Origin of the sequence: Streptomyces hundungensis (assembly GCF_003627815.1) — a bacterium.
GTDB classification, from domain to species: domain Bacteria; phylum Actinomycetota; class Actinomycetes; order Streptomycetales; family Streptomycetaceae; genus Streptomyces; species Streptomyces hundungensis_A.
In genome coordinates this window covers 6,027,282-6,053,293 of the sequence record NZ_CP032698.1, presented here as the reverse complement: position 1 = coordinate 6,053,293, position 26,012 = coordinate 6,027,282, and the positions used below count along the sequence as shown (strand labels likewise).

24 protein-coding genes are annotated in these 26,012 nt (G+C 73.1%); 14 read left to right on the top strand and 10 right to left on the bottom strand.

Going from position 1 to position 26,012, the window contains the following annotated elements; genetic code table 11:
• Nucleotides 1–72 precede the first annotated feature (72 nt).
• Together DWB77_RS26820 and DWB77_RS26815 are read left to right on the top strand one after the other, a co-directional pair.
• Entirely contained in the window at nucleotides 73–852 is a 780-nt protein-coding gene (locus DWB77_RS26820; protein WP_120723857.1) for a MerR family transcriptional regulator, read from the top strand.
• Nucleotides 849–1,487: a hypothetical protein gene (locus DWB77_RS26815; protein WP_246033650.1), complete on the top strand. Its 639-nt coding sequence runs from the start codon at nucleotides 849–851 to the stop codon at nucleotides 1,485–1,487. Before DWB77_RS26820 ends, DWB77_RS26815 begins: the two co-directional genes overlap by 4 nt.
• A gap of 8 nt (nucleotides 1,488–1,495) precedes the next feature.
• On the opposite strand, the gene DWB77_RS26810 is transcribed toward DWB77_RS26815, so the two are convergent.
• A complete protein-coding gene (locus DWB77_RS26810) occupies nucleotides 1,496–2,935 on the bottom strand; it encodes an RNB domain-containing ribonuclease (RefSeq protein ID WP_120723855.1) in 1,440 nt (479 codons plus the stop codon).
• A 706-nt stretch (nucleotides 2,936–3,641) separates the two neighbouring features.
• On the opposite strand from DWB77_RS26810, the gene yaaA reads away from it, so the two are divergent.
• Both yaaA and eda read left to right on the top strand, forming a co-directional pair.
• The gene (gene yaaA, locus DWB77_RS26800) at nucleotides 3,642–4,442 is read left to right on the top strand and encodes a peroxide stress protein YaaA (protein WP_120723851.1); all 801 of its coding nucleotides are present in this window, start codon (nucleotides 3,642–3,644) and stop codon (nucleotides 4,440–4,442) included.
• Nucleotides 4,443–4,512: 70 nt separating this feature from the next.
• A complete protein-coding gene (gene eda, locus DWB77_RS26795) occupies nucleotides 4,513–5,160 on the top strand; it encodes a bifunctional 4-hydroxy-2-oxoglutarate aldolase/2-dehydro-3-deoxy-phosphogluconate aldolase (protein ID WP_120723849.1) in 648 nt (215 codons plus the stop codon).
• Between the two features lie 288 nt (nucleotides 5,161–5,448).
• Here the strand turns inward: eda and DWB77_RS26790 are convergent, their stop codons facing one another.
• Genes DWB77_RS26790 through DWB77_RS26780 form a run of 3 tightly spaced genes read right to left on the bottom strand, consistent with a single transcriptional unit; the run spans nucleotide 5,449 to nucleotide 8,336 of the window.
• Complete coding sequence (locus DWB77_RS26790; protein WP_120728301.1) at nucleotides 5,449–6,729, bottom strand: bifunctional RNase H/acid phosphatase; 1,281 nt, start codon at nucleotides 6,727–6,729, stop codon at nucleotides 5,449–5,451.
• 18 nt (nucleotides 6,730–6,747) lie between these two features.
• Nucleotides 6,748–7,491: a DUF7581 domain-containing protein gene (locus DWB77_RS26785; protein WP_120723848.1), complete on the bottom strand. Its 744-nt coding sequence runs from the start codon at nucleotides 7,489–7,491 to the stop codon at nucleotides 6,748–6,750.
• Entirely contained in the window at nucleotides 7,488–8,336 is an 849-nt protein-coding gene (locus DWB77_RS26780; RefSeq protein ID WP_120728299.1) for a Nif3-like dinuclear metal center hexameric protein, read from the bottom strand. Before DWB77_RS26780 ends, DWB77_RS26785 begins: the two co-directional genes overlap by 4 nt.
• A gap of 294 nt (nucleotides 8,337–8,630) precedes the next feature.
• Between DWB77_RS26780 and DWB77_RS26775 the strand changes: the two genes are divergently transcribed.
• Together DWB77_RS26775 and DWB77_RS37985 are read left to right on the top strand one after the other, a co-directional pair.
• The gene (locus DWB77_RS26775) at nucleotides 8,631–9,764 is read left to right on the top strand and encodes a hypothetical protein (RefSeq protein ID WP_120723846.1); all 1,134 of its coding nucleotides are present in this window, start codon (nucleotides 8,631–8,633) and stop codon (nucleotides 9,762–9,764) included.
• A 54-nt stretch (nucleotides 9,765–9,818) separates the two neighbouring features.
• The gene (locus tag DWB77_RS37985) at nucleotides 9,819–9,965 is read left to right on the top strand and encodes a hypothetical protein (protein WP_162952625.1); all 147 of its coding nucleotides are present in this window, start codon (nucleotides 9,819–9,821) and stop codon (nucleotides 9,963–9,965) included.
• A gap of 65 nt (nucleotides 9,966–10,030) precedes the next feature.
• Here the strand turns inward: DWB77_RS37985 and DWB77_RS26770 are convergent, their stop codons facing one another.
• The 3 genes from DWB77_RS26770 to DWB77_RS26760 are packed head-to-tail and all read right to left on the bottom strand — an operon-like array spanning nucleotide 10,031 to nucleotide 12,978.
• Complete coding sequence (locus DWB77_RS26770) at nucleotides 10,031–10,975, bottom strand: 3-oxoacyl-ACP reductase (protein WP_120723844.1); 945 nt, start codon at nucleotides 10,973–10,975, stop codon at nucleotides 10,031–10,033.
• Between the two features lie 37 nt (nucleotides 10,976–11,012).
• A complete protein-coding gene (locus DWB77_RS26765) occupies nucleotides 11,013–12,089 on the bottom strand; it encodes a Zn-dependent alcohol dehydrogenase (RefSeq protein WP_120723842.1) in 1,077 nt (358 codons plus the stop codon).
• A gap of 34 nt (nucleotides 12,090–12,123) precedes the next feature.
• A complete protein-coding gene (locus DWB77_RS26760) occupies nucleotides 12,124–12,978 on the bottom strand; it encodes a MaoC/PaaZ C-terminal domain-containing protein (protein ID WP_120723840.1) in 855 nt (284 codons plus the stop codon).
• A 341-nt stretch (nucleotides 12,979–13,319) separates the two neighbouring features.
• Here DWB77_RS26760 and DWB77_RS26755 point away from each other — a divergent pair, with 341 nt between their 5' ends.
• Genes DWB77_RS26755 through DWB77_RS26740 form a run of 4 tightly spaced genes read left to right on the top strand, consistent with a single transcriptional unit; the run spans nucleotide 13,320 to nucleotide 16,910 of the window.
• Nucleotides 13,320–14,237 carry an ABC transporter ATP-binding protein gene (locus DWB77_RS26755; RefSeq protein WP_120723838.1) on the top strand — a complete coding sequence of 306 codons (918 nt, stop codon included), beginning with the start codon at nucleotides 13,320–13,322 and terminating at the stop codon, nucleotides 14,235–14,237.
• Nucleotides 14,234–14,959 (top strand): ABC transporter permease, encoded by a 726-nt coding sequence (locus tag DWB77_RS26750; RefSeq protein ID WP_120723836.1) that lies wholly within the window; start codon nucleotides 14,234–14,236, stop codon nucleotides 14,957–14,959. Before DWB77_RS26755 ends, DWB77_RS26750 begins: the two co-directional genes overlap by 4 nt.
• 54 nt (nucleotides 14,960–15,013) lie before the next feature.
• Nucleotides 15,014–16,216, top strand: a complete 1,203-nt coding sequence (locus tag DWB77_RS26745; RefSeq protein WP_120728297.1) for a sensor histidine kinase — start codon at nucleotides 15,014–15,016, stop codon at nucleotides 16,214–16,216.
• Nucleotides 16,217–16,268: 52 nt separating this feature from the next.
• Complete coding sequence (locus DWB77_RS26740) at nucleotides 16,269–16,910, top strand: response regulator transcription factor (RefSeq protein ID WP_174248627.1); 642 nt, start codon at nucleotides 16,269–16,271, stop codon at nucleotides 16,908–16,910.
• Between the two features lie 3 nt (nucleotides 16,911–16,913).
• Here the strand turns inward: DWB77_RS26740 and DWB77_RS26735 are convergent, their stop codons facing one another.
• The 3 genes from DWB77_RS26735 to DWB77_RS26725 form a co-directional block, all read right to left on the bottom strand.
• Nucleotides 16,914–18,353, bottom strand: coding sequence for an MFS transporter (locus tag DWB77_RS26735; protein ID WP_428985153.1), 1,440 nt, complete (start codon nucleotides 18,351–18,353; stop codon nucleotides 16,914–16,916).
• 260 nt (nucleotides 18,354–18,613) lie between these two features.
• Nucleotides 18,614–19,837, bottom strand: a complete 1,224-nt coding sequence (locus tag DWB77_RS26730) for a thiolase C-terminal domain-containing protein (protein ID WP_174248498.1) — start codon at nucleotides 19,835–19,837, stop codon at nucleotides 18,614–18,616.
• Between the two features lie 14 nt (nucleotides 19,838–19,851).
• Entirely contained in the window at nucleotides 19,852–22,014 is a 2,163-nt protein-coding gene (locus tag DWB77_RS26725; protein WP_120723832.1) for an acyl-CoA dehydrogenase, read from the bottom strand.
• A gap of 172 nt (nucleotides 22,015–22,186) precedes the next feature.
• On the opposite strand from DWB77_RS26725, the gene DWB77_RS26720 reads away from it, so the two are divergent.
• The 4 genes from DWB77_RS26720 (at nucleotide 22,187) to DWB77_RS26705 (ending at nucleotide 26,004) form a co-directional block, all read left to right on the top strand.
• A complete protein-coding gene (locus DWB77_RS26720; protein ID WP_120723830.1) occupies nucleotides 22,187–22,855 on the top strand; it encodes a class I SAM-dependent methyltransferase in 669 nt (222 codons plus the stop codon).
• 77 nt (nucleotides 22,856–22,932) lie between these two features.
• Complete coding sequence (locus DWB77_RS26715; protein WP_120728291.1) at nucleotides 22,933–23,904, top strand: N-acetylmuramoyl-L-alanine amidase; 972 nt, start codon at nucleotides 22,933–22,935, stop codon at nucleotides 23,902–23,904.
• A gap of 144 nt (nucleotides 23,905–24,048) precedes the next feature.
• Nucleotides 24,049–24,897, top strand: coding sequence for a DUF5336 domain-containing protein (locus tag DWB77_RS26710; RefSeq protein WP_120723828.1), 849 nt, complete (start codon nucleotides 24,049–24,051; stop codon nucleotides 24,895–24,897).
• Nucleotides 24,898–24,993: 96 nt separating this feature from the next.
• Nucleotides 24,994–26,004 carry an LLM class F420-dependent oxidoreductase gene (locus DWB77_RS26705; protein ID WP_120723826.1) on the top strand — a complete coding sequence of 337 codons (1,011 nt, stop codon included), beginning with the start codon at nucleotides 24,994–24,996 and terminating at the stop codon, nucleotides 26,002–26,004.
• Nucleotides 26,005–26,012: the final 8 nt, after the last annotated feature.

The following is a 26,012-nucleotide window of genomic DNA, read 5'->3' as shown; positions in this document are numbered from 1 at the left end:
GCAGCCCCGGTCGCGGCGATCAAGGACGTTCGCCCTTGACCCTGCCGCAGCGTCAACGTTTCTAATGAGGCCATGCGGATCTCGGAGATCGCCGCGCTGGTAGGGGTGACCACGCGGGCCGTCAGGCACTACCACCACCTCGGGCTGCTGCCGGAGCCGGCCCGGCTCGCCAACGGCTACCGGCAGTATTCGGTACGGGACGCCGTGGCGCTCGCCCGGATCCGGCGCCTCACCGAGCTGGGCCTCGGCCTGGACGAGGTGCGGGACGAGATCGCCGACGACGCCGGGCACGAACTGGCTGACGTGCTGGCCGAGTTGGACGCGGATCTGGCGCGCCAGGAGAACGAGATCCGGGCCCGCCGGGCCCGCCTCGCCGCGCTGCTCGCCCGGGCCGCCGAGGGGCCGTTGACGACCGAGGACGAGCTCTCCCCCGAACTGGCGGCGTTCTTCGCGGAGTTGGGCCCCGGGGAGTCCACCTCCCCGATGGCCGCCAAGGACCGCGAGCTGCTGGCCCTCCTGGAGACGGCGGCGCCCGCCGAGGAGCGGGACCGGCTGATGGCCGCCGTACGGTCCACGGCCGCGTCACCCGGCGCCGTCGCGCAGGCGCACCGGGTGTACGCGCTGCTTGACGAGTTGGCGGACGCGGAGCCGTCGGACGCCCGGGTGGAGGTGGCGGCGCGGGCTCTGGCCGACTGCCTTCCGCCCGAGCTGACGGCGCAGATCACCGCGAACGCGGGGGCCGTCGCCACGGCCGACCAGGGGTTCCTCAAGGCCTTCCTCGCCGACTTCGCGCCCGCTCAGGCCGCGGCGGTCCGGCGGGCGATGGTGATCGTTTCGCAGGAGGGCGGATGAAGCCGATGGTGACGGACAAGAACGGGGGCGGCTGGATGAGACGATTCCTCCCCGAGCCGATACGACGACTGGCCGCGCACGAGGGCCGGGTCCTGGGAAGCTTCCCCCTCTGGATCGGCCGCCGGCGCCATCAAGTGGGGCCGGACGAGCGGGCGTTCGGGTATGCGAGCCCTCAGGCGGCGACGGTGTACGGACTGGCCTTCGTCTGCGTCGTCGAAACGGTGGGGGTGTCCTTCCTGGTGCGGGAGTGGCCCGCGGTGCACGCCGTCCTGCTCGTGCTGGACCTCTACACGGTCCTCCTGGTCCTGGGCATCCAGGCCGCCGCCGTGACCCGTCCGCACGTACTGACCGCACGGTCACTGCGGGTGCGCGCCGGCGCCCGGGTTGACCTGACCATCCCCTTGCACCAGATATCCGGCGTACGCAGGGAGTTGAGGTTCCAGGCGTCGGGCGGGGAGGCGCGGGACGACGTCCTGGAGCTGGCCGTCGGCGCCCAGACCTCCCTCACGCTGGAACTGACCGAGCCCGTCACTCACGTACCGCTCGTGGGAAAGCCGCGGGAGGTGACGACCGTACGCTTCCACGCGGACGAGTCCGGGGAACTGGCAAGGGCGCTGCGGTCGTTGGTCGCGTAGGGGCGGGGTCAGGCGGGGGTGAACAGGACCTTCGTGCTGCCGGGGTCGGCCTGGGCGAGACGGACCCTCAGGCGCTCGCCGAGCGGGAGCGGGCCGCCGCCCTCGACGCGGGCCACCACCGCCGGATCGCTCAAGTGGACTGTCCCGACGCTCGGTTGCTGCTCCTTCACGTCGACGACGGTCGCCTCGAACAGCTCGCCCACCCGGTCCTTGAGGAGCGCCGCCTCGACGATGTCCACGCACTCGCGCTCCACGGTGTTGGCGCGGCTGGTGCCGCGCGCCATCTCCTGGGGCAGCTCGGCGAGCGCGGACGTCACCCACTCCGGCGGATCCTGTCCCGCGACGGCCGCCAGGCACAGCTCGCCCGCGTACCGGTCCACGAGCCGGCGCAGTGGGGCGGTGCAGTGTGTGTACGGGGCGGCGACCGCGGCGTGCACGGCGAGCTCGGGCGCGGTGTGGCCGGTGAACACGGTGTACCCGGCGCCGCGCAGCAGCGTCGTGCACTCCTGGAGGAAGGCGGCGTGGTGCGGCCGGCGCGGGTCGAGGGAGCGGACGACCGCCGCGTACGGAACGTGGTGGGGCCAGTCGATGCCCAGCGCCTTCGCCGAGCGGCGCAACCTGGCGACCGCGCCGTCCGGGGCGCTGGGCAGGGTCCGCAGGATCCCGGTGCCGTACGTCAGCATGAGCTCGGCGCCGGCGATGCCGGTGAGCAGGGAGATCTGGGCGTTCCAGCCGTCGGCGGGCAGGGGCGCGCGGTAGGTGAGGTCGTAGCGGTGGTCGTGCTCGACGATCTCCTGCTCGGGGACGTTGAGCGAGATGCCGCCGCGGGCGACCTCCTGTTGTTCGCGCAGGGTCCCGATGTCGCGGAGCAGGGCGAGGGAGTCGGGGGCGGTACCGGCGTCGATCTGTTTCTGGACGCCCTCATAGTCGAGTTTGGCGCGGCTGCGGACCAGCGCGCGGCGCACGTCGGTGGCGGCGGTCGCGCCGTCCGCGTCCAGGTCGATGCACCAGAGCAGCGCGGGGCGGGCCCCGTCGGGGAGCAGGCTCGCGGCGCCCTCGGACAGGACGGCGGGGTGCAGCGGAGTCTTCCCGTCCGGGAAGTAGAGGGTGGTCACCCGGCGGTGCGCCTCGGCGTCCACGGCGCCGCCCGGCGTGACGAACGCGGCGACGTCCGCGATGGCGTAATACACCCGGTATCCGCCGCCCGCCCGGCGTTCCAGGTGCATGGCCTGGTCGAGGTCGGTGGAGGTGGGCGGGTCGATGGTGAAGAGCTCGATGCGGGTGGCGTCATAGGCCGGCAGCCGAGGCGCACCGGCCGCCCGCTCCGCCTCGGCGAGAACGTCGGCCGGAAACCCCGAGGGAACGTCCAACGAGGTCCGCAACGCGCTGAGCGCGGCGCGCAAGGGGGCTTGGGCGGCGCCCTGTACGTGGAGATGACGGCGGGGCATGTCTCCGAGCGTAGGGGCGGGCAGGGGGCCCGGCATGTCGTGCGGGTTCCCCTACGGGGTGGTGTGCTCGCGGTGGGGGCGACCTTTCTCCAGTGCCGGTGGTTCTTTGCGCAGTGCCGGTGGGCCTTTCCCTAGTACGGGTGGGCTGTGTGCGGCACGGGGAAGCCGAATCAGCCCCTCCGGCGTTTGAGGAGCGGGGTCCGGGGCGGAGCCCCGTGGGTCCTGGGAGCCGTCCCGCCTCCGGAGGCTCGGGAAGCCAATTCAGCCCCTCCGGCGCTTGAGGAGCGGGGTCCGGGGCGGAGCCCCGTGGGGTCCTGGGAGCCGTCCCGCCTCCGGAGGCTCGGGAAGCCGAAGCAGCCCCTCCGGCGCTTGAGGAGCGGGGTCCGGGGCGGAGCCCCGTGGGTCCTGGGTGCCGTCCCGCCTCCGGAGGCACGGGAAGCCAATCCAGCCCCTCCGGCGTTTGAGGAGCGGGGTCCGGGGCGGAGCCCCGTGGGGTCCTGGGAGCCGTCCCGCCTCCGGAGGCACGGGAAGCCAATTCAGCCCCTCCGGCGCTTGAGGAGCGGGGTCCGGGGCGGAGCCCCGTGGGGCCCCCGGAGGCTCTCCGGTGCTGGGCACCCCCGGCCAGGTCAAGCCCAGCGCAGCGCCCCCGTACCCTGGCCGCAAGGGGCCGCACCCCCTCCCCGTACGTACAAGAAGGAGAATCGCCGTGCTGGTGCTGTTGCCGCCCTCCGAAGGAAAGGCCGCGTCGGGGCGCGGGGCGCCCCTGAAAGCGGAGTCGCTGTCCCTGCCCGGGCTCGCACAGGCCCGCGCGGCCGTCCTCGACGAGCTCGTCGAGCTGTGCACCGGGGACGAGCACAAGGCCCGCGAGGTACTCGGTCTGAGCGAGGGCCTGCGCGGCGAGGTCGCCAAGAACGTCGAGCTGCGCACCGCTGGCACCCGCCCGGCCGGGGAGATCTACACCGGCGTGCTGTACGACGCCCTCGACCTCGCCTCCCTGGACGCGGCCGCCAAGCGCCGCGCCGCGAAGTCGCTCCTGGTCTTCTCGGGGCTGTGGGGCGCCGTGCACACCGGCGACCGGATTCCGTCCTACCGCTGCTCGATGGGCGTGAAGCTGCCTGGCCTCGGCGCGCTCGGTACGTACTGGCGTGGCGTGATGGACCCGGTGATGACCGAGGCCGCGGGCACGGGTCTCGTCCTCGACCTGCGCTCCGCCGCGTACGCGGCCGCCTGGAAGCCGAAGGGCGCCGTCGCGAGCCGCACCGCCACCGTCCGGGTGCTGCACTCGGCGGTCGTGGACGGGGTGGAGAAGCGGTCGGTGGTCAGCCACTTCAACAAGGCGACGAAGGGCCGGATCGTACGCGATCTGCTCACCGCCGGGGCCGCGCCCGCCGACCCGGCGGAGCTGGTCGAGACCCTGCGGGGCCTGGGTTACGTCGTGGAGGCGGAGCCTCCCGCCAAGCCGGGCCGGGCCTGGTCGCTGGACGTGGTCGTGACCCAGATCCACTAGGCCACTCATCTTCGTTGCACCATGCGCAACGACCGTTGCGCACTCCGCAGGGCCCCGGCAGGATGGCCGCATGACGCCGCCCGCCGTGCCCTCCCCCGCCGCTGCCTCCGTGCTGGATCTCGCCCCGGTCGTCCCCGTCGTGGTGATCGACGACGCCGCCGACGCCGTGCCGCTCGCGCGGGCGCTGGTGGCGGGCGGCCTCACGGCGATCGAGGTGACCCTGCGTACGCCGGCCGCGCTCGACGCCATCCGGGCCATCGCCGCGGAGGTGCCCGACGCGGTCGTCGGGGCGGGCACGGTGCTCACGCCGGGCGCGGTCGCCGACGCGGTGGACGCGGGGGCCCGCTTCCTGGTGAGCCCGGGCTGGACGCCGGGGCTGCTCGCCGCGATGCGGGCGTCCGGCGTGCCGTTCCTGCCCGGGGTCTCGACGACCTCGGAGGTCGTGGCCCTGCTCGAACAGGGCGTGCGCGAGATGAAGTTCTTCCCGGCGGAGGCGGCGGGCGGCACGGCCTACCTCGCCTCCCTCGTCTCACCGCTCCCCCGGGCCCGCTTCTGCCCGACCGGCGGCATCACCCTCGCCTCGGCCCCCGCGTACCTGGCGCTGCCGAACGTCGCGTGCGTAGGCGGAAGTTGGATGCTCCCCCGCCACGCACTGACCTCCCACAACTGGCCCCACATAGAAACCCTGGCCCGCAACGCCGCAGCCCTACGCCCCTGAACCCCCATACCCACCAAGGGAGTTGCTAGCGGGCGGCCCAAGGGGCGCGAGGAACTGCGCGACCAGCCCACCACGGCCCGAGGCCGAAAACGGGTGTCTTGGGGGCGCGAGGAACTGCGCGAGAAGCAAACACGGCCCGCAGACGAAAGCGGGTTGAAGGGGCGCGGGGAACTGCGCAAGAAGCGACCACGACCCGCGGCCGACAACGGGTTGAGGGGCGCGGGGAACTGCGCAACCCGCCCAACCGGCCCGCACCCGAAAGCGACAACCCGCCCCACCCCCAAGGCCCTACCGCAGGTGCCCCGTATCGTTCAACCCCCGCACCGACGCATTGCCATCCCCGTAATACGCCACCGTCGAGATCGAGGCCGCCGAGAGCTCCATGCGGAACAGGGACTCCGGGGGCGCCCCCAGGGCCAGCCTGACCAGGGTCTTGATCGGGGTCACATGGGTCACCACGAGCACCGTGCGCCGGGGATGCGCGGCGATCACCCGGTCCCGGGCCGCCGCGACCCGCCGCGCCACCGTGGCGAAGCTCTCGCCCCCGCCCGTCGGGGCCGCCTTCGCGGAGCCGAGCCAGGCGTCGAGGTCGTCGGGGTAGCGCTCGCGGACCTCGCCGAAGGTCAGCCCCTCCCACGCCCCGAAGTCCGTTTCGCGCAGGCCGTCTTCGATGCCCACGTCGAGTCCGAGGCGGGCCGCCACCGCGGCCGCGGTCTCGCGGCAGCGCCGCAGCGGGGAGGAGACGATCGCCTGGACGGTGCCGTGCTCGGCGAGGGCGGCGGCGACCCGCTCGGCCTGGCCGCGCCCGACGGCCGACAGCTCGGGGTCGGTACCGCCGCTGCCGGAGAACCGCTTGGAGGGCGTGAGCGCCGTCTCGCCGTGCCGCAGCAGTACGAACGTGGCGGGCGCCCCGAGATCGGCGGAGGCACCCCAGCCGACACTCGACGTGGCGTTCTCAACAGGCTTGCCCAGCACGGAAGTCGGGGCTACTCCCCCGACGCCGGCCGCCCCCGCCAGCGCCGCCCGAGCCCGCGCCGCGCCCGCCGCCGCATCGCCCACCACCCGAGCCGCGCCCGCGTCGGCCGCGTCGGACGTGGAGGCCAGGTCCGCCATGGAGGCCAGGTCCGCCATGGAGCGCGACGGCGACCACCGCTCGCCCCGCCCGCCCGCATCCATCGCCTCGTTGGCGAGCCGGTCCGCGTGCTTGTTGCGCTCGCGCGGGATCCACTCGTACGACACCTGCGAGGGCGGCAGGACCCGGGCCGCCTCCGCGGCGAGCGGCCTCATGTCCGGGTGCTTGATCTTCCAGCGGCCCGACATCTGCTCGACGACGAGCTTGGAGTCCATCCGGACCCGCACCCGCGCCGCCGGATCGAGCTCGCGCGCGGCACGCAGGCCCGCGATGAGGCCCTTGTACTCGGCGACGTTGTTCGTGGCGACGCCGATGAACTCGGCGGCCTCGGCGAGCGTCTCGCCGGTCGCCGGGTCGAGGACGACCGCCCCGTAGCCGGCGGGGCCCGGGTTGCCCCGGGAGCCGCCGTCGGCCTCGACGACGAACTGCCGGCCCACGACGGGCGAGGACGGCACTTACAGACCCGATTCCGAGGTGCGCACCAGGATGCGGCGGCAGTTCTCGCAGCGCAGGACGGTGTCCGGGGCGGCCGCCTTGACCTCGTTGACCTCGGTGATGTTGAGCTCCAGGCGGCAGCCCTCGCAGCGGCGCTGGAAGAGGCGGGCGGCGCCCACGCCACCCTGCTGGGCGCGCAGCTTGTCGTAGAGCTTGAGCAGGTCGGCCGGCACGGAACCGGCGACGACCTCGCGCTCCTTGGTCGTCGAGGCGATCTCCGCGTCGAGCCCGGCGAGCGCGGTGTCTCGGCGGGCGGTCGCGTCGTCGGCCTTGGCCTGGACGGAGGAGACCCGCTCGGTCAGCTCGGCGGCGCGCTCCTGCGCGGCCTCGCGGCGCTCCATGACTTCGAGGACGACGTCCTCCAGGTCACCCTGGCGCTTGGCGAGCGAGACGATCTCGCGCTGGAGGCTCTCCAGGTCCTTGGGCGAGGAGACCGCGCCCGAGTCCAGGCGCTGCTGGTCGCGGGCGGCGCGCTGGCGCACCTGGTCCACGTCCTGCTCGGCCTTGGTCTGCTCGCGAGCGGTGTCGCTCTCCTCGGTCTGCGAGGCGACCAGCAGGTCACGCAGTTGCGTGAGGTCCTTGTTGAGCGATTCGATCTCGGCGTGCTCGGGCAGCGACTCCCGCTTGTGGGCGAGCTGCGACAGGCGTACGTCCAGCGCCTGTACGTCGAGGAGGCGGATCTGGTCGGCGGGCGCGGCGTTCAGTTGGGGGCTCCATCAATAGAAGGGGAGGTGTGGTGGGCGGACCACGGGTCCGTGACCGTCTTCGAGACGTGGACCCTCAGGTCCCAGCCGTGGCGGTCGGAGATCTCGTCGAGCTGGGCGGCGGCCTGCTCGCACCAGGGCCATTCGGTGGCCCAGTGCGCGGCGTCGACCAGGGCGAGCGGTCCGTGCTGCACGACCTCCGACACCGGGTGGTGGCGCAGGTCCGCGGTGAGGAAGACGTCGGCTCCCGAGGCGCGTACGGCGTCGAAGAGGCTGTCGCCGGAGCCGCCGCTGACGGCGACCGTCCTGACCGGCGCGTCGGGGTCGCCCGCGACGCGCAGGCCCTGCGCGGTGGCCGGCAGCCGGGCCGCGGCGTGCGCGCCGAACTCGCGCAGCGTCATCGGGTGGTCGAGCTCGCAGACGCGGCCGAGTCCGCGACGGCCCGCGGGGTCGCTCGCGTCGGGCACCAGCGGACCGCAGACGCGCAGGTCGAGGGCGCCCGCGAGGGCGTCGCTGACGCCGGGGTCGGCGGTGTCGGCGTTGGTGTGGGCGACGTGCAGGGCGATGTCGTGCTTGATCAGGGTGTGCACCACGCGGCCCTTGAAGTGGCCGGCGGCGACCGTGGTGGTGCCGCGCAGATAGAGCGGGTGGTGGGTGACGATCAGGTCGGCGCCCAGCTCGACGGCCTGGTCGGCGATCTCCTGGACGGGGTCGACGGCGAACAGGACCCGGCGCACCTCGGCGTCGGGGTCGCCGCAGACGGTGCCGACGGCGTCCCACTTCTCGGCCCGCTCGGGTGGCCAGAGGGCGTCGAGCGCGGCGATGACTTCAGACAGACGGGGCACGCACACAGGTTACCTGCGCTCCGCGCCCCGCCGGTCGGCCGCCGGTGGCTACGCCCCGAGGACGTGGCCGCCGCGTCCTGTCGGCCCCTTTCGCGGGGGCGGATCCGGGACGACGGCGCCGCGGAGGAGGGTCGCTCCGGTACGTCCGACCTCGCCCTGATCGTTCCTGCACATCCGCCTCCCCGGCTACCGGCGAATCGCCCGACCGCCACCCTTTGGTGTGAAGCCAGTGGTCTCGTGTTGTCCGGCTCGCCGGGCGAAACCTAGCTTCGGTGGCCGGAGGTGAGCCATCTGATGACGGCTTTGGCCATCGAGACCGCTGCCGAGGGCGGTGCGGTCAGGAGTACGGGATTCGCGATCACGGCGAACGGTGCGTATGCCGCGAGGCTGGTGCGCGACGAGGGCGGGAGTGCGGCCTGGTTCCCGGAGCGGTGGACGCTCGACGGGCCCGAGCCGTACGCGGTGCCGCTGCCCGGCAACCAGCCGGAGGAGCCGGACACCGGGGTGCTGCCGATGGCGGACGGGCGGGTGCTCATCCACCGCCGGATCGGTGACCGGCACTCCTTCGCCCTGCTCTACCCCACCGGCCCCGCCACCGGCGAGCTGCCGCTGGGCGCCGTCGACGCCGGGGCGGGCGCGCTCACGCTGCTGCCCCCCTCCCCGGACGGCAGCTGTGCCTACGCGCTCGCGGTGGGCCCCGACTCCACCGCGCTGTGGCTGGTGGCCGGCGGCGCGTTCGGGCCCGAGCTGGTGGCCACGGTCGGCGGACGCTGTTCGGGCGGGGTGTGGCTGGACCGCACCGGCCGGATGCTCGCCCTCGACCGGGAGCTGGGGGGCCGTACCAAGACGGTCGCCGTCGACCTGGAGCGGGGCGGGGAGGTCACCGAGCTGCTCCAGATCACCGAGGACAGCGACGACCGGCTGCTGCTCGCGGACCCCGACAGCGGACTGCTCCTGATCCGCTCGAACGCCCCCGGCCACGACCGGCTCGGCTGGGGGGTGCTCGGCTCGGCGCTGCCGGTGCGCTTCCCCGAGTGCCTTCGCCTGGCGGACGCGGCGCTCACCCCGTTCGCCGTGCAGCCGGGCCAGGTGCTGATGCCGGAGTCCTGCGCGGTGGCCCTGCGCATCGACGCGGCGGGCGGCACCTGGGTCGGCGTGTGGCGTCCCGCGGGCCGCCATCTGCATCAACTGGCCGCCCCCCAGGGCTGGTTGGCGGGGGCCGGGGTCTGGACGTCCCAGGGCGTGCTGAGGCTTCCGTACGCCACGGACACGAACCCCTGCGCGGTGCTCGACCTGCCCGCCCCGCCGGATCCGCCGCCGGCTGCGGCCACCCCGTCGGCCGGGCCCGTGCGGCCCGCCGCGGCCAAGCCCGTACCGCTGGGACAGGCACCGCTGACCGGCCGTCGGCCGCCGTCGGGTGATCGTTAGAATCTGCGCGCAGTACCAGGCACACGCAAGACGACTACGGGGTGACCACAGCTCATGTCCAACCAGATCGACACCCGTCCGCAGGAGACGGGGTCCGACAGCGCGGGCCGGCACCGGGGTGGTGCGGCCTCCACCGAGGACTCGGCGACGCCGGCCCACGGCCGCCACCGGCGCGAGGAGAACGCGTCCGGGCGCGCCTGAACGGGCGCCGGCAGAGGCCCCCGGGGTGACCGTCCCCGGGGGCCTTTCGCATGGGTCCGGCCCGTTCAGCCCCGCTTGAGGGCGAGCACTTCGGCCGCCGCGAAGGTCTCGCCCGAGGGCCTGTCCGCGTAATAGGGGGTGAGCGACTCGTCGAGTTCCTCGTACGAGAAGACCTCCTTGGCGGTGTCGAACTTGGCGGCCACCCGCGGCCGTTCGACGATCGCGACCATCCCGCCGTGCACCACCAGGAGCTGCCCGTTGATCCGGCCGGCCGCGGGCGAGGCGAGATAGCCGACGAGCGGCGAGACGTGCTCGGGCGCCAGCGGGTCGAGCTGCCCCTGTTCCGGCTCCTGGAACCCCTGGAAGACGTCCTCGGTCATCCGGGTGCGGGCGCGCGGGCAGATCGCGTTCGCGGTGACGCCGTACTTGGCGAGCGCGAGGGCGGTCGAGGTGGTGAGGCCGACGATGCCGCCCTTGGCCGCCGCGTAGTTGGGCTGTCCGGCCGAGCCCGCGAGGAAGGCCTCGGACGAGGTGTTGACGATGCGGCCGTAGACCGGGCCGCCCGCCGCCTTGGACCGCTCGCGCCAGTGCGCGGCGGCGAAACGGGTGGTGTTGAAGTGGCCCTTGAGGTGCACATGGATCACCGAGTCCCATTCGGACTCGTTCATCGAGAAGATCATGCGGTCCCGCAGGATGCCCGCGTTGTTGACCAGGATGTCGAGCTTTCCGTAGGTGTCAATCGCCAACTGGACTAATTCTTGGGCCTGTTGGTGGTCGGCGACGTCGCCGGTGTGGGCGGTGGCCCGGCCGCCCGCGGCGCGGATCTCGGCGGCCACCTCCTCGGCGGGGCCCTTCGACGCCTGGCCGGTGCCGTCGCGGCCCGGCTGCCCGAAGTCGTTGACGACGACGGCCGCGCCGAGGCGGGCGAGTTCGAGCGCCTCGGCCCGGCCGAGCCCGCGTCCGGCCCCGGTGACGATCGCGGACAGGCCTTCAAGTGGCAGTGCTGCCATGCCGGTCGGTTCCTCTCGCAAGGGGGGTGGGGGCGGGTCAGATCTCGATGCAGGTGCGCAGGGCCTCGCCGCTGCGCATCTGGTCGAGGGCGTCGTTGATCTCGGCGAGCCGCACCCGGTGGGTGATCAGGCCCTCCAGGTCGATGCGGCCCGCCCGCCACAGCGCGATGGCCCGCTCGTAGGAGCGCAGCACGTCTCCGCCGCCGTACATGGACGGCAGGATGCGCTTCTCGTCGAAGAACAGCTCGAACATGTTGACCTGGAAGTAGTCGTCCATGGCGCCCGCGCCGACCACGCACAGGGTGCCGCCGCGCCGGGTGTTCTCGTACGCGGTGCGGGCGGTCGCCGAGCGGCCGACCACCTCGAAGACGTAGTCGAAGCCCTCGCCCGCGGTGATCCGCTGCCTGGCGTCGGCGAACTCCTCGGGAGAGACCGCCTCCGTGGCCCCGAACCTGAGCGCCGCCTCGCGGCGTGATGCGACCGGGTCGACGGCGACGATCTGGGCCGCGCCCCGCACCCGCGCGCCCTGGATGGTGGAGATGCCCACGCCGCCGCAGCCGATGACCGCCACGGAGGAACCGACCGCCACCTTCGCGGTGTTGATGGCCGCGCCGAGCCCGGTGGTCACCCCGCAGCCGATCAGCGCGGCGATCTCGTACGGCACGTCGTCGGGGATCGGGACGGCGCAGCCGGCCGCGACGACGACCTCCTCGGCGAAGGTCCCGGTGCCCGCGAAGCCGAACACATCGCCGCCCGAGCGACGGAAGTTGGGGGTCCCCGCGTTCATGAATCCGGCCAGACAGAGCTGGGTCTGACCGCGCTTGCAGGAGGGGCACGCCCCGCACGCGGGCAGCCAGCACATCAGGACCCGGTCGCCCTGCTTCAGGCCGGTCACCCCGTCACCGACGTCGATGACCTCGCCGGCCCCCTCGTGGCCGGGCACGAACGGCGCGGGCTGCGGCAGCACCCCGCTCATCGCCGAGAGGTCGGAGTGGCACAGGCCCGTGGCGCGGACGCGCAGCTTGACCTTGCCCGGGCCGAAGCCGGTCGCCTCCATGTCGTCGACCACGTCGAGCTTGTCCTGGCCTATCTCGTGCAGTACGGCTGCGCGCATGGTGCGGCTCCCCTCAAGTGCCGGAAAACATGGCTCAGTTGTGTTCCACGATCGTGTCGGCGAGGACCGGCGCGTCGTCGCGCTCGACGGCCGTGACCGTCACCTGGACGCGGCCGGGGCCCGACCACATCCGGATGCGCAGGGTCTCGCCCGGGAAGACGACTCCGGTGAAGCGGGTGGCGTACGACAGGACGCGGGTCACGTCCCCGTCGAGCGCGGTGTCCACGACCGCCTTCAGCGTCATCCCGTACGTGCACAGACCGTGCAGGATCGGCCGGTCGAACCCGGCGAGCTTGGCGAAGTCGGGGTCGGCGTGCAGCGGGTTCCAGTCCCCCGACAGGCGGTAGAGCAGCGCCTGTTCCTCGCGGACGGGGCGCTCGACGACCCGGTCGGGGGCCCGGTCGGGCTGCTCGACGCGGGCGGAGGGCCCCCGGTCCCCGCCGAAGCCGCCCTCGCCGCGCACGAAGATCTGCGCGTCACTGGTCCACAGCGGCCCGTCCGCGTCGGCCGCCTCGGTGCGCAGGACCAGGATGGCCGCCTTGCCCTTGTCGTACACGGCGGCGACCTTCGAGGTCGAGGTGGCCCGGCCGCTCACCGGCAGGGGCCGGTGCAGGGTGATGGACTGCCCGCCGTGGAGCACCGCCGCGAGGTCCACGTCGATGCCGGGCGCCGAGAGCCCGCCGACCACGCCCATGCCGGCGCCCGCGACGGTCGCGAACGAGGGCAGCACGTGCAGCCGGGACTCCAGGGTGTAGCGCAGCTCGTTCGGATCGGTGGCGGGGACGCCGGCTCCCAGGCCCAGGTGGTAGAGCTGTACGTCCTTGTGGTCCCAGGCGATCTCGGTGGACCGGGGCTCGGCGGCGACCGCCTTCGCGGCGTCAATGGGCATGTGGATGCTGCTCCTTGAGCGTTGTGCGGGCACGGAGGAAGACCTCGGTGCGGCCGTCCGCACCGTCGGCCGCACCGAGGTCGTACTGGACCGGACCGAGGACCCGCCCCTGGGTTCTAGAACGCGTTCTAGGCCGATGGCCCCCAGGTATAGCGCACGCCCCGGCAGTTGTGAAGGCTCCTGACGCCACGTCAGATCCGGTGGCGGGGCCGATGTCTGCCGGCTTGGGCGCGCCCGGCCCCTGCCGGATCCGGCGCGGCCGGCCCCGTGACATTTGTCCTGCCCGGCTCCGTACAAGCGGATCTGGGGCGGACCCCCTGCCGCTCCGTAGCGTTCGGGACATGACGCAGACGACGACACAGAGCGCCACCGCGGTCCGCTTCAGCGGGGTGGTCAAGTCCTACGGGGCGGTACGGGCCGTGAACGGGGCCGAACTGACCGTCGGGCGCGGCGAGACCGTGGCGCTGCTCGGCCGCAACGGGGCCGGCAAGTCCACCACCATCAGCCTGCTGCTCGGCCTGAACGAACCCGACGCGGGCGAGGTACGGATCTTCGGGCGGAGCCCCGAGCGGGCGGTGCGGGACGGACTTGTGGGGGCCATGCTCCAGGAGGGCAGCCCGATCCCCCGGGTGACCGTGCGGGAGCTGGTGTTCTTCATCGGCAGCATGTACCCGAAGCCGATGCCGGTCGCCGAGGCGCTCGCGTTCGCCGGGCTCACCGAGTTCGCCGACCGCCGGGTCGACAAGCTCTCCGGCGGCCAGACCCAGCGCGTCCGGTTCGCCATGGCCCTCGCGGGCAACCCCGAACTGCTGCTCCTGGACGAGCCGACGGCCGCGCTCGACGTCGAGGCGCGCCGAGCGTTCTGGGAGTCGATGCGCACCTATGCGGCCCGCGGCAACACGGTGATGTTCTCCACCCACTACCTGGAGGAGGCCGACGACAACGCGGACCGCATCGTCGTCATCGACCAGGGCCGCATCGTCGCCGACGGGCCCGGCGAGGCCGTCAAGCGGGCGGCGGGCGGCAGCCTCGTCTCCTTCGACCTGGCGGGCATGGCGACCGAACCCCTCTCCCTGCTGCCGGGCGTCGTCGCCGTCGAGGTCCACGGCGACCGGGCCCGGCTGCGCACCGACGACTCCGACGCCACCGTCGTCGCCCTCGCCGCGATGGGCGCCGTCCGCCGCCTCGAAGTGGCCCCGGCCAGCCTCGAAGACGCCTTCCTCTCCCTCACCACCCACGAAAGCGAGACCGCCCGATGATCGAGTACATCAAGCTGGAGATGCGGCGCACCCTCCGTGACGCCTCCTTCGTGATCTTCGGTATCGGCATGCCGGTGCTGATGTATCTGCTCTTCACCAACATCGGCGGCGGCCAGAACGACGGCGACGCGTGGAAGGTCTCCTCGATGGTGGGCATGGCCGCCTACGGGGCGCTGGGTTCGGCCCTCGGCATCGGCACCGGTGTCGCCTCCGACAAGTCGATCGGCTGGCTGCGGCAGATGCGGATCGCCCCGCTCCCGCCGGCCAAGGTGGTGGCCGGGCGCGCGATCAGCGGCTCGGTGACGGTGCTGCCCGGCATCCTCGCGGTGCTCCTGTCCGGTGCGCTGATCAACGGCGTACGCCTGGACGCCTGGCAGTGGGGCGCGCTCACGCTGCTCCTGTGGGTGGGGGCGCTGCCCTTCACGATGCTCGGCCTCGGCAACGGCTACCGCCTCTCGGCGCAGGCCACCGGCGTCGTCAACGTCGCCTGTCTGATGGGCCTCGCGATCCTCGGCGGCCTGTGGTTCCCGGTGTCCGCCTTCCCCGGCTGGCTGCGAAAGATCGCCGAGTACACTCCGACCCACCGCTTCGCCGACCTCGGCTGGACCACCTCGCAGGGCCACGCGCCGGGCGTCGTCACCCTTGTCTCGATGGCCTTCTGGCTGGTGGCCTTCGGCGGTTACGCCGTGGTCTCCTACCGTCGGTCCGCTCGGACCGCGTGACCCGCGGGCACCGGGACGGAGAAGTCCATGCACTGTCAGTACGGGGAGAACGCCATGCCATCACTGCTGCCGAAGCTGCCCCCGCGGGGCGCGAAGGGTGACGAGTTCCCGGGGCCGCCGTCCAACGGCTACACCTTCCTGCCCTGGCTGCTCATGGGCACCGGCGCGGCCGTCGCGGTGGCCAAGGGAGAGGTGGCCCAGCCGGTCCTCGGCGGCCTCGGCATCCTCGCCTTCGCCGTCCTGTACGCCCTCGTCGCCTTCCGCGCCTTCGACAAGCAGCAGCGCGCCGAACGCTCGACCCTGGTCATGCTCGGCGCACTCGCCGCCGTCACCTACGCACTCGGGCTCGGCTACGGCGGGGTCTGGCTGCTGTTCTTCCCCCTGCTCTCCCTGACCTGCGGCGCGGTGCTGCGGGACAGGCGGCTCGGCTATGTGATCATCACCCTCGCCGGCTCGGTGGGCATCATCTCGGGCGTCAAGACCGGCGACCCGTGGGACAACATGACCATCGCGTACGGGACGTTCCTGTCCGGCATGGTGATCGCCGCACTGCTCTCGCTCTCCGAGACGGTCCGTGAACTGCGCGATACCCGGCAGGAGTTGGCGCGTACCGCGGTGGAGAAGGAGCGGCTGCGCTTCTCGCGCGATCTGCACGACCTGCTCGGCCACACCCTGTCCGTGATCGTGGTCAAGTCGGAGGCCGCCCGCCGCATCGCGCCGCGCGACCTGGACGCGGCGCTCGGCCAGGTCGCCGACATCGAGTCGGTCGGCCGCCAGGCCCTCACCGAGATCCGCGAGGCCGTCACCGGCTACCGCGAGGGCAGCCTCGCCACCGAGCTCGACCGGGCCCGCTCGGCGTTGGGCGCCGCCGAAGTCGAGCCGGTGGTACGTCAGTCGGGGCCGCCGCTGCCCGCACAGGCCGAGGCGCTGCTTGGCTGGGTGGTCCGCGAGGCCGTCACCAATGTGGTGCGGCACAGCGCGGCGACCCGCTGCGAGATCGTGGTGGACGGCAGCGCGGAGCGCGTCACCCTCACGGTCACCGACAACGGGCGCGGCGCCCCCACCGAGCCCGCCCCCACCCCCCGCATCGGCGGCACCGGCCTGAAGGGCCTGACCGAACGCCTCGGAGCGGCAGGCGGCTCCCTGACCACGGGCCCCGCCCCCCGCACGGGCTTCCGGGTGAGCGCCGAACTCCCCGTGGACCCCGCGGACTCGGCGCTGGACGCGGAGCTGACCTGCGCACCCGAGCGCTCGTAGGACACCCGGCCCCCTGCCGCCGCGCCGGTGGGACGGGCCGTAGCCTGAGCCCATGGACGAGATGCCCCAGGACCACCGCGCCGCCAAGTCCGTACGCGTTCTCCTCGCCGAGGACCAGGGGATGATGCGCGGTGCGCTCGCCCTGCTGCTCGGGCTCGAGGAGGACATGGAGGTCGTCGCGCAGGTGTCCGCGGGCGACCGGATCGTCCCCGAGGCGCTGGTGTCGCGGCCCGACGTGGCGTTGCTCGACATCGAACTGCCGGGCATGAGCGGCCTGGACGCGGCCGCGGAGTTGCGCAGTGAGGTGCCCGACTGCCGGGTGTTGATCCTCACCACGTTCGGCCGGCCCGGCTATCTGCGGCGCGCGATGGAGGCGGGGGCCGCCGGGTTCCTCGTGAAGGACGGGCCGGTGGAGGATCTCGCGGAGGCGATCCGCCGGGTGCTGCGCGGCGAGACGGTCATCGACCCGGCGCTCGCCGCGGCCGCCCTCAGCGCGGGGCCCAGCCCGCTGACCGCGCGTGAACGCGACGTCCTGAACGCCTCGGTGGACGGGGCGACCGTCTCCGACATCGCGGGCAAGCTGCATCTGTCGGAGTCGACCGTACGCAACTACCTGTCGTCCGCCATCGGCAAGACGGCCACCCGCAACCGCATGGAGGCGGTGCGCTCCGCCCGTCAACAGGGCTGGCTGTAGCCCTCAGGCGCGGCGGGCCGGAACCGCCGCGCGGGGCAGCCAGACCAGGGCGATCAGCACGCTGGCCAGCAGGACGAGGCCGCCGACGCGGAAGGCGAGCGCGTATCCGGCGGTGAGGTTCTCCGCGCTCTGCACCGCCCCGGTGCGCGAGGCCGCGACCGTCGACAGCACGGCGAGGCCCAGTGCTCCGCCCATCGTCCGGGACGTGTTGATGAGCCCCGACACCAGCCCCGCCTCACCCGGCTCGGCCCCCGAAGTGGCCAGCGAGGCAAGGGGAGTTGTGGCGAGTCCGGCACCCGTCATCATCAGGATGCCGGGCACGAGGATGGACATCCAGTACGGGTCGTCCGCACGCATCGTGGACTGCCAGCCGAACCCGGCCGCGGTCACCAGGACACCCAGCACCGTCAGGTTCCGCGCGCCGGTCCTCGGCATGAGGCGCGGCGCCAGCTTCGAGCCGGCGACGACGCTGAGCGAGCTGGGGATCAGAGCGAGACCCGCGCCGAGCGGGGTGTAGCCCAGCACGTTCTGCGCGTACAGCGTCATGAAGAACCAGGTGCAGAACATCGCGGAGCCGCACACGAACATCACGGCGTTGGCGGCGGAGACGGCCCGCAGCCGGAACAGACGCAACGGCATCAGCGGCGCCGCGGTCCGGCCCTCGACGCCGAGGAAGGCCAGCAGCAGCGCGGCCCCGCCCAGCAGCGGAACGAGCGTCGCGGCGGCGCCCCAGCCCGAGGCCTCGGTCTGCACGATGCCGTACGAGAGGGTGGCGAGGCCGGCCGTGACGAGGACGGCGCCGGGCAGGTCCAGGCGGTGGCGCCGGCCGGCCCGGGACTCGGTGATCCACAGCGTGGCGCCGAGCAGGACGAGGGCGCCGATGGGGACGTTGATGAGCAGCACCCAGCGCCACGACAGGGCGTCGGTGAGCACTCCGCCGACGAGTCCTCCCGCGGCTCCGCCGCCCGCGCCGACCGCGGCCCAGGTGCCGATCGCCCGGGTGCGGGCGGCGCCCTCCGGGACGGCGGCGGTCAGGATGGTGAGGGTGGCGGGCGCGAGGACCGCCGCCCCGAGGCCCTGGGCGGCGCGGGCCGCGAGCAACTGCCAGCCCTCCTGGGCGAGTCCCCCGCCGAGGCTGGCGGCGGTGAACAGGCCGAGCCCCACGAGGAACATCCGCTTGCGTCCGTACAGGTCGCCTGCGCGGCCGCCGAGCAGCATGAACCCGGCGAAGGCGATGGCGTACGCGTTGACCACCCACTGCAATCCGCTCGCGCTCATGCCGAGGCCCGTCCGCATGGAGGGGAGGGCCACGTTGACGACGGACACGTCCAGCACGACGAGGAACTGGCCTGCGCAGGCGGCGAGGAGGACGGGCCAGGTGCGGGGGGTTGTGGCAGGGGTGGATATGTGGGTGTCTGGGGACGCGTGAGCCATACGAGCCATGCTCGCACGCCCGCCCCCCTGGGGCTCCGCCCCAGACCCCGTTCGCGCCTAAAGGGCGCTCGTCCTCAATCGCCGGACGGGCTGGGGTGCTGGCCAGCGCCGAGCATTTAAGGGGCGCGGGGAACTGCGCGACCAGCCACGCACGGCGTGCAGACAAAAACGGGTTTAGGGGCGCGGGGAACGGCGCGAGAAGCGACCGCGGCCCGCAGGGGCGTCGCTGCCCCCGGAGGGTCTCGGGAAGGGGCGGGGTGGGGAATGACCTACCGGCGCAGCACCGTCACCACCGCCGCGCCCCCCAACCCGATGTTGTGCGCGAGCCCAACCCCCGCCCCCTGGACCTGCCGACCCCCCGCCTCGCCCCGCAACTGCCACACCAGTTCCGCCGCCTGCGCCAGCCCCGTCGCTCCGAGCGGGTGGCCCTTGGAGATCAGGCCGCCGGAGGGGTTGACCACCCAGCGGCCGCCGTACGTCGTCGCACCGGATTCGATGAGCTTTCCGGACTCCCCCACCCCGCACATCCCCAACGCCTCGTACGTGAGCAGCTCGTTGATGGAGAAGCAGTCGTGCAGCTCGATCACGTCGACGTCCTCGATGCCCACGCCCGCGCGGGCGAGCGCCTGGCGGCCGGCCTCGCGGGACATGGGCGCCCCCACCGCGTCGATGCAGCTGCCCGACGCGAAGGACTCCTCGGTGTCGGTGGTCATCGCCTGGCCGGCGATCTCGACCGCCTTGTCGCCCAGACCGTGCCGCTCCACGAACCGCTCCGAGACGACCACGGCCGCCGCCGAACCGTCCGACGTCGGTGAGCACTGGAGTTTGGTCAGCGGCCGGTGGATGGTCCTGGCCGCAAGGACCTCCTCCACCGAACAGGGCTCCTGGAACTGGGCGTTGGGGTTGTTGACCGAGTGCCGGTGGTTCTTGGCGCCCACCGCGGCGAGCTGCGCCGCGGTCGTCCCGTACCGCTCCATGTGCTCGCGCGCCGCGTTGCCGAAGATCTGTGCGGTGGGCGGGGTCATCTCGAAGCCGTGGCGGGCCGCCATGACGCCGTAGTGGCGGGCCACGGGTGAGCTCGCGAAGTCGCCGCCGTCCGAGCCGCCGCCGAGCGCGCCCCGCTTCATCTTCTCGAAGCCGAGCGCGAGGACGCAGTCGCTGGCCCCGCCCTCCACGAACTGCCGCGCCAGCATCAACGCGCTGGCCCCGGTCGCGCAGTTGTTGTTGACGTTGTAGACGGGGATTCCCGTCAACCCCAGTTCGTAGACGGCTCGTTGGCCTGCCGTGGAGGGCTGGAAGCAGTAGCCGACCGGGACCTGTTCGACGAGGTCGTAGGCGAGGCCCGCGTCGGCCAGTGCCGCGCCGCCCGCCTCCTTCGCCATGTCCCAGTACTGCCAGTCGCGGGACTCCGGCTTCTCGAACCTGGTCATGCCCACACCGACGATGTAGCTCTTTCCGGCACTGTTCCCGGCACGCTTCGCGGCACTGTTCACGGCAGACGGACCCTTCAGTCTCGGGGCAGGCCGAGGATGCGCTCGGCGACGACGTTGAGCTGGACCTGGGTGGTGCCGCCCGCGATGGTCAGGCAGCGCGACATGAGGAAGCCGTGCATGGCGCGCTCGGCGGGGCCTTCGGCGGTGGCGCCGAGCGGGCCGAGGAGTTCGAGGGCGAGCTCGGCGATCTTCTGCTGGTGCGGGGTCTGGACGAGCTTGCGGACGCTGGCCCCCGCGCCGGGTTCCAGGCCCGACACCTGCTGCATGGTGGTGCGCAGCCCGATGCAGGCCAGCGCGTGCGCCTCGGCGGCCAGCGCCCCGATCCGCGCCCGGTACGCCCCGTCGAGCTCCCCGGCGCGGGCGATCAGCGCTTCGAGCCCGGTGTCGAAGGCGACCTGGTCGGCCATGTGGACGCGTTCGTTGCCCAGGGTGGTGCGGGCGACGGGCCAGCCGCCGTTCACCTCGCCGACGACGGCGTCGGCGGGCAGCAGCGCCCCGTCGAAGTAGACCTCGTTGAACAGGGAGTCCCCGGTGATCTCCTTCAGGGGGCGGATGTCGATGCCCTCGGTCCGCTTCATGTCGACGAGGAAGTAGCTGAGCCCCTGGTGCTTGGGGGCCGCCGGGTCGGTGCGGGCCAGCAGGATGCCGTAGTCGGCCCACTGCGCGGCGCTCGTCCACACCTTCTGCCCGGTGACGCGCCAGCCCCCGTCGGGGGTGCGCTCGGCCCGGGTGCGCAGCGAGGCGAGGTCGGACCCGGCGCCCGGCTCGGAGAACAGCTGGCACCACAGGATTTCGCCGCGCAGGGTGGGGCCGAGGAAGCGGTCCTGCTGGGGTCCCGTGCCGTGGGCGATGAGCGAGGGCACCACCCAGGTGGCGATCCCGAGGTCGGCGACCTTGACGTCGGCGCGCCTCAACTCCTCCTGGATGACGAGCTGTTGGACAGGTCCTGCGCCCAGGCCGTACGGGGCGGGCAGATGCGGGGCCGCGTACCCGGTGGGGGCCAGCGCCCGGCGGGCCGCGCCCGGATCGAGGCCGCGCGCCCTCTCGATCGCCGCGCGGGCGGGGGCGCGGAAGTTCTCGGCCTCGGGCGGCAGCTCCATGCGCAGCTCGCGGCGGGCGCCTTGACTCGCCAGGCGTACGGCCCGCAGCCGGTGGGTGTCCCCGGCGCCGAGGAGCTGGCGGGCGACCAGGGCGCGGCGCAGATACAGATGGGCGTCGTGCTCCCAGGTGAAACCGATGCCGCCGAGGATCTGGATGGCGTCCTTGGCGCAGGAGCAGGCGGCGTCCACGGCGGTGGCGGCGGCGAGCGAGGCGACCAGGCCCCGCACCTCGGCGGGCTCGTCCACGGCCCGGGCCGCGTCCCACACCAGGGCGCGGGCCTGTTCGAGGCGTACGAGCATGTCCGCGCAGAGGTGTTTGACCGCCTGGAACCGGCCGATGGGGCGACCGAACTGCTCGCGGACCTTGGCGTGTCCGGTGGCCGTCTCCAGGGCGCGGGCCGCCGTGCCGCAGGACTCGGCGGCCAGGACCAGGGCCGCGAGGTCCTGGACCAGGGCCAAGTCCAGGTCCAGTAACCGGTCTTGGGGAACGACGACGCCCTCGGCCCGCACCTCCGCGGTGGGGCGCGTCGGGTCGGCGCCGCGGTGCGGGCGTACGACCAGCGCCTCGGCGTCCACCACGAACCAGAGCGTGCGGTGGTGCGCCTTCGCCGCGAGGACCACCAACTCGGCCTGTCCCGCTGCCAGTACGGGCGGCGCCGTACCGTCGAGCAGCCAGCCGCCCGCATCCTCGACGGCGGTGAGCGTCCCGGCGCCGAGCGCCACGGCCGCGGTCGCGCGCCCCTCGGCGATGTCCGCGACCAGGGCCTCGTGGCGTCCGTCGCGGCGCAGCAGTTCGGCGGCGAGCACGCCCGGCAGATAGGGCCCCGGCAGCAGGCCGCGTCCGGCCTCCTCCAGGACGACGGCGAGCTCGATCAGCCCGCCCCCGCCGAACTCCTCGCCGAGATGGATGCCGAGCAGCCCCTGTTCGGCGAGCCCGTCCCAGAACGGCGGGCGGCCGACGGCGGCCTCGGGCGCGTCGAGGAGCTTGCGCGTCTGCTCGACGGGCACGGTCCGCGCCAGCCAGCCGCGCACCGCCTCGGCCAGCTCCCGCTGTTCTTGTGTGATCGCGATGCCCATGGAGGCCCTCACCCCGTCGCCGGTCCCGGAACGGCGCAAGAGTAGAACACGTTGCAATCTGACGGAAGGTCAGATGACGATTATGCCCGGGCCCCCTCACGCCCGGCAGGTCACCCCCGCCCGCCCGGACCGGCCCCCACCGCGTACGGCACCATGGATCGCCCACACACCTATGACCCCAAGGAGCCGGGCCGTGGCCTCTCCCCAGCCTCAGATCCTGGCCGCCTTCGAGGCGGCCAAGGGCTTCATGCCCGTACGGGAAGGCCTCGCGCTGTACGAGGCGGCGGTCGCCGCCGGGGCGCTCGGGCTGCCGCTCCTGGAGGTCGGCACCTACTGCGGGCGCTCCACGATCCTGCTCGCCGACGCCGCCCGCGCGAGCGGCACCGTCGCCGTCACGGTCGACCACCACCGCGGCAGCGAGGAGCAGCAGCCGGGGTGGGAGTACCACGACACGACGGTCGTCGACCCGGAGGTGGGCCGCATGGACACCCTGCCCACCTTCCGGCGCACCCTGCACGCGGCCGGTCTCGAGGACCACGTGATCGCGGTGGTCGGGCAGTCTCCGCAGGTGGCGCGGGTGTGGGGCGGGCGGCTCGGCTTCGTCTTCATCGACGGCGGCCACACCGACGAGCACGCGAGCGCCGACTACGAGGGCTGGGCGCCGAAGCTCGCCGAGGGCGGCACGCTGGTGATCCACGACGTCTTCCCGGACCCGGTCGACGAGTTCACCGGCCAGGCGCCGTACCGCGTCTATCTGCGGGCGCTGGAGTCCGGCGCGTTCACCGAGGTCTCGGCGACCGACTCGCTGCGGGTGCTGCGCCGCACCTCCGCCGCGCTCTGACACGTCGCGGCGCGCTGGGACACGTCGTGGCGCGCAGCGCCCGGGCCGGGCGGGGCCGCGCGGTTAGCATCGCCCTCGTGTCGTACGACAGCGAGTCATCGAACCCGGACAGCCGGTCGCGCCGCGTGCGCGGGCGGGCCCTCCTCACCCTCGCCGCGCTCGCGCCGGCCGCCCTCGCGGGATGGCTCGTGTGGCAGGCGGCGGGCGGGCCCGGCGAGCAGGACGACAAGCCGCCGAGCGCGCTGCCCAGCCGTGGCGAGCGGCCCGCACCTCCGGGGGCGGGCGCCGCGACCATGACGGTGTCGGGCACCCCCCGCCCCGTCTCTCCCGGCGCGCCCTCGCCGTCGGCCCCGCCGGCGGGTGGATCGGGTGCCGGATCGCTCGCCGGAAAGACCGTCGTCATCGACCCGGGTCACAATTCGAATAATTTCCGGCATACAACAGAGATCAATGAGCCGGTGGACATCGGAACGAACAAGAAGGAATGCGACACCACCGGTACCGAGACCAACGACGGTTATACGGAAGCCGAGTTCACGCTCGACGTGTCGCACCGAATCCGGGCGATCCTCGAAAAGCAGGGCGCGAAGGTCGTCTTCACCCACGACGGCGACCGGGCCTTCGGGCCGTGTGTGGACGAGCGGGCCCGCATCGGAAATCAGGCGAAGGCGGATGCCGTCGTGTCGGTGCACGCGGACGGCGCCGCCGAGGGCCAGCGCGGATTCCACGTCATCCTGCCCGCCAAGGTGAAGGGCGGCGCGGCCGACACCGCCCCGATCGTGGGGCCTTCGCGTGAACTCGGTGTGCGGATCGCGGGGAAGTTCGTCCTGGACACGGGCATGAACGCGTCCAACTACGTGGGTGAGGGCACCGGCCTGGACACCCGTAGCGACCTCGGCGGGCTCAACCTGTCGACGGTTCCCAAGGTGTTCATCGAGTGCGGCAACATGCGCGATTCCCGGGACGCGGCGCTTCTGAAAAGTGCGGACTGGCATCAGAAGGCGGCCCGGGGCATCGCCGACGGCATTACGGCGTTCCTCGGCGGGTAGGCTCCCGACCCGCCGTACGGCCCACAGGCGCAGACGATAGATTCTTCCGCACAGGGGGAACCACCTAGAGCTTCACGCCGTGTGCACGTACACCGGCGGCAGCGATGACCGCCCCGACGAGACGACATAAAAGAGGACTTTTACGTGAACATCCGCTCCCTCACACGAGGCGACGGCGTGGTGATCGGCGCAGCGGTGGTGCTGTTCATCGCCTCGTTCCTGAGTCTCACGTCCGCTCCGAGCTGCGCCGGCCAGTTCTGCCCGCGCGCCGACGAGCCGAACGCCTGGGACTCTCTCTCGCTCCTGATGAGCATGTTCCTGGCCGGCATCATCGGTGCGGTGCTGGTCGTCGTCGGCCGTTCGCTGCCGCAGCCGAAGAAGGTCGCGGGTCTGGACCTCACCCAGTTCGGTGTCGCGTTCACGATCTTCGCCGCGTGGACCGCCTTCTGGACGATCATCGACGCGCACGGCTCCGGCGCCGGCATGATCCTCGGTCTCATCGCCACGCTGGTGCTGGCCGCGGCCGCCGTCGCCTCGCCGCTGATCGGCGCGTTGAAGGCGCCGCTGATGGGCACCCCGAGCCCGGCCGCCCCGCAGCCCTACGGCTACCCCGGCGTGGCCCAGCCGGCCGGTGGCTACGGCTACCCCGCCGCCCAGCAGCCCTACGGCGCCCACCCCGGCGACCCGAGCCTCGGCGGTCAGCCGGCGGCCCAGGCCCAGCCGTTCGGCGCGCAGGCCCCGGCGGCCGACCCGAACAAGGACAGCCAGGCGCAGCCCGCCGCCGCCCCGGCCGGCGACTTCGCCCCGTTCTGGTTCGCGGTCCCGGTGGCCCGTCCGCTGTACGCGGAGGACGGCTCGCCCACCCCGATCGCCGAACTCGCCCCCGGCACCTGGTACCTGGCCGTCGACCAGCGCGGCCCCGCCCTGGTGGCCCAGACGCAGGACGGCCGGCGCGGCGTCCTCCAGGACACCACCGGGATCCAGCGCGGCTGATCCCCCGGCGTCACGACGGCCCCTCGCCCTTCCGGGCGGGGGCCGTTGCTCTACAGTCCCCTGACGGTTCGTCAGATCTGGTGGAGGGGACGGCACATGCGCCTGGGTCTCGCACTCGGCTACTGGGGGCGGGGACCGAACCCCGCCCATCTCGAACTGGCGCGGGCCGCCGAGGAGTTCGGCTACCACTCGGTGTGGACGGCCGAGGCCTGGGGCTCGGACGCCTTCACGCCGCTGACCTGGATCGCCGCCCACACCTCGACGATCCGGCTGGGCACCGCGGTCGCGCAGATGGCCGCGCGCACCCCCACCGCAACCGCCATGCACGCCCTCACCCTCGACCACCTCTCGGGCGGCCGGATGATGCTGGGCCTCGGGCTCTCGGGGCCCCAGGTCGTCGAGGGCTGGTACGGGCGGCCCTTCCCGTCGAGCCCGCTCACCGCGACCCGCGAATACGTCGAGGTGATCCGCCAGGTGCTGCGCCGCGAGGGTCCGGTGGAGCTCGACGGGCGCTTCCACGCGCATCCCTACGGCGGCGCGGACGGTACGGGTCTGGGCAAGCCCCTCAAGGCCATCACCCACCCCCTGCGCCCCGACCTTCCCGTACTCCTGGGCGCCGAGGGCCCCAAGAACATCGCGCAGACGACCCGCATCGCGGACGGCTGGCTCCCGCTGTACTGGTCGCCCACCCGCACGGACGTCTACGAGGCCTCGCTCACGGGGCTGCGCGAGGGCTTCCTGGTGGCCCCGATGGTGCGGGCCCAGGTGTGTGACGACGTCGCCGAGGGTCTGCTGCCGGTGAAGGCGATGCTGGGTTTCTACATCGGCGGCATGGGCCACGCCGCCCGCAACTTCCACGCCGACCTGATGGCCCGCATGGGGTACGGGGACGCGGCCCACCACATTCAGGAGCTGTTCCTGGCGGGCCGGCGCGACGAGGCCGTACGGGCCGTGCCGGACGCCTTCGCCGACGAGATCTCCCTGGTGGGCCCGCGTCAACGCATCGCGGAGCGGCTTGAGTTGTGGCGTGCGGGCCCGGTGACGGACCTGCTGGTCACCTCACCGGACCCCACGACCCTGCGCGTCCTCGCGGAGCTGAACACATGAGGACGCGC